Raw genomic sequence first — 2,489 nt, 5'->3', positions numbered from 1 at the left:
GACCGTGTGGGGACCGCGCTATCACCAGGAGACCAACTACCTGCGGGTCCACATGGCCCACATCCGCCGCAAGCTCGAACCGGATCCGTCCCAGCCCCGCTACTTCCACACCGAACCCGGCATGGGCTACCGATTCACGGCCCTGGCAGCAGATCGCACTTCGCCGGACTGACACTATCGCCCACAGCGTGGGAGTGGGCAGCGAACGGGTCCGTTCGGCTTCCTCCCGCTGTGCGGTGGTGTTGATGACGGTCGAGATCTTGCGGCCGATGCCGACGACAGTGGGCAGCTGCACCTCAGGCAGCTCACGGTCAAGAGCGCACTGCCTCGACCACCGGCTCGGCCGCGCGACAGCTCCGTCGAGTGAGCCTCGACCGACGGGACGGTCCTTGGCCACCGTCAGTCCCGCCGTTCGCGCCGCTCGGCGGGCTCGTCGACGCGGCGAAGCTCATGCCACGTCCACCCCACGAAGCCGGCCAGCATCACAGCGGTGGCGACGAACCCGAAGACGACCTCACCGGTCAGCACACCACCAGCTTCCTCGGCCGTCGCCAACACGTCGCCGCTTCGTCTGTGCGACGTCGGTATCGACCAGAGCCGCTACCCGGGACGGGTACGCGAAATCGCAGGCAGGTTGTGGCTCTCCTGCGTTGCAGGTGCCGGCCTTAACGCGATCTTCACGCCTCGCCCCGCCTCCTTAACGAGGTCTCTGCGCTACGAGCCCGCCGCGCGGGCGAGGCTGTCAAACGACGTCCCGTCCCGCAGGTCTGATTCGGGTGGTGCTCGGTGGACAGCAGTCAACGTTCGCGCCGGGGTGGATGGCGCATCCTGCTCGGCGTCAAGGATGACGCCGCAATGCGACGCGCGTTGCTGTCCGCCGGCCGCGAACGCCGCGACGCCGGAGCCAGCGTGCTGGTCGCATGCTTCGAGCCACCCGAGAACGAGGCGGCGGGGCTGGACGGGATGCCCGTGGTACCCCTGCTGTCCGCGGCGGAGGGATCCGAGCGGGTCGATCTGCAGTTCATCCGCGAGCAACGTCCCGACGTGGTGCTCCTCGACGACCTCGCGCGGCTCGCCCCGCACGACGCTGAGCGCATCCCCGCCGTCGACGCGATTCGATCGCTTGGCATCGATGTCATCAGCACGCTCCGCGCACGCGAGATCGCATCGCTCGCACATGCGCTGACACCGCCTTCGCGGGCATCCTCGAGCGTCCCGGACCGCGCGCTGCTGGAGGCCGACGATGTCGAGGTCGTCGCAGGAGACAGCCGCTGCGAGCTCGTCGACCTGGCGCACGAGTGGGCGAAACGGCCCCGCCCGCGACCCGAAACCGGTGGCGCGCAGGACGACGCATGGCCGGGCCGCATCGTCGTCGCGTTCGACACCGCCCGCGACGCGAACGACATCATCAGCCGCGCCGCCGACCTAGCTCGCGTCACCGGGGCGCACCTGGTCGGCGCCAACGTCCGGACGGTCACCGACACGGCCGACGACCCGGCGTTGCGCGAGCTCCGAAGGCAGCTGGAAGCGGTCGACGCGGACGTCGTCGAGGTCGTCGACGACGACCCGGGGTGGGCACTGGCGCGCGTCGCCGAAGCTGAAGGCGCGCAACTCGTCGTCCAAGGCGGCACCGTTGAGGGGCGCCTCGTCCTCGACGTGCCGACGGCAGGCACGCGTGGTCTCGACCTGTACGTTGTCGCACCCTCGGCGGGCCAGATCGAGACGACGGCGGTCGCCGCGAGAGCCGGGACAGACGTCCGATCCTCCGAGCTGCCGCGTGCACGGCGGGCAGCCGGCTACATCGCGGCCATCGCTGGCATCCCGCTGCTGACACTCGTCCTCGCCGGACTCCGAGATTCGGTGCACCTGTCGACCGTCCTGCTGCTGTACCTCGCGGCGACCGTCGCGGTCACCACCGTGGGTGGACGTGGCCCCGGGCTGGTGGCGGCCGCCGGGGGCTTTGCGCTCGGTGACTACTTCTTCACGCGTCCCCACCTCCGGTGGGTCATCGACGACCCCAACGTCATCATCGCGATGGTCGTCTTCGTCGTTGTGGCGGTGACGGTCAGTGTGCTGGTCGACGTCGCCGCGCGGCGCACGGCTGATGCTGCTCGTGCCCGCGCAGAGGCGACCGCGCTCGCACGCCTCGCCACCACCGTCCTGACAAGCAACCAGCCGCTGCCGCGTCTGCTGCACGACCTCCGCGCCGTGTTCGACCTCGACGCCGTGGCGATCCTGCGCCGCGCCGACGATGGCTGGGCCGTCGAGCACGCCGTCGGCAGCCCGGCGCCGCAACGACCCGCCGACGCCACCGACGCGCTCGCGATCGGACCCCATCGCTACCTCGCGCTCGTCGGACCGCGGACCCCGGCGGAGGACAGCCGCGTGCTCGCCGCGTTCACCGCACAGCTGGCACTCGTCATCGACCGTCGTACCGCAGGAGACCCGTCATGACCGACCACCTCTTCGTCGCCCCTCGTCGCATCGTC

The 2,489-nt window shown here is 70.3% G+C and carries 2 protein-coding genes; one reads left to right on the top strand and one right to left on the bottom strand.

Features of this window, described 5'->3' with window-relative positions; all coding sequences use genetic code 11:
* Positions 1-399 precede the first annotated feature (399 nt).
* Entirely contained in the window at positions 400-558 is a 159-nt protein-coding gene (locus VK923_10585) for a hypothetical protein (protein HSJ45115.1), read from the bottom strand.
* A gap of 228 nt (positions 559-786) precedes the next feature.
* Between VK923_10585 and VK923_10580 the strand changes: the two genes are divergently transcribed.
* Positions 787-2,454: a DUF4118 domain-containing protein gene (locus tag VK923_10580; GenBank protein ID HSJ45114.1), complete on the top strand. Its 1,668-nt coding sequence runs from the start codon at positions 787-789 to the stop codon at positions 2,452-2,454.
* Positions 2,455-2,489 lie beyond the last annotated feature (35 nt).

Source organism: Euzebyales bacterium, assembly GCA_035461305.1.
Lineage (GTDB): Bacteria > Actinomycetota > Nitriliruptoria > Euzebyales > JAHELV01 > JAHELV01.
Note: the sequence above shows the minus strand (reverse complement) of the source record. Positions and strands in the feature narration are given on the sequence as shown.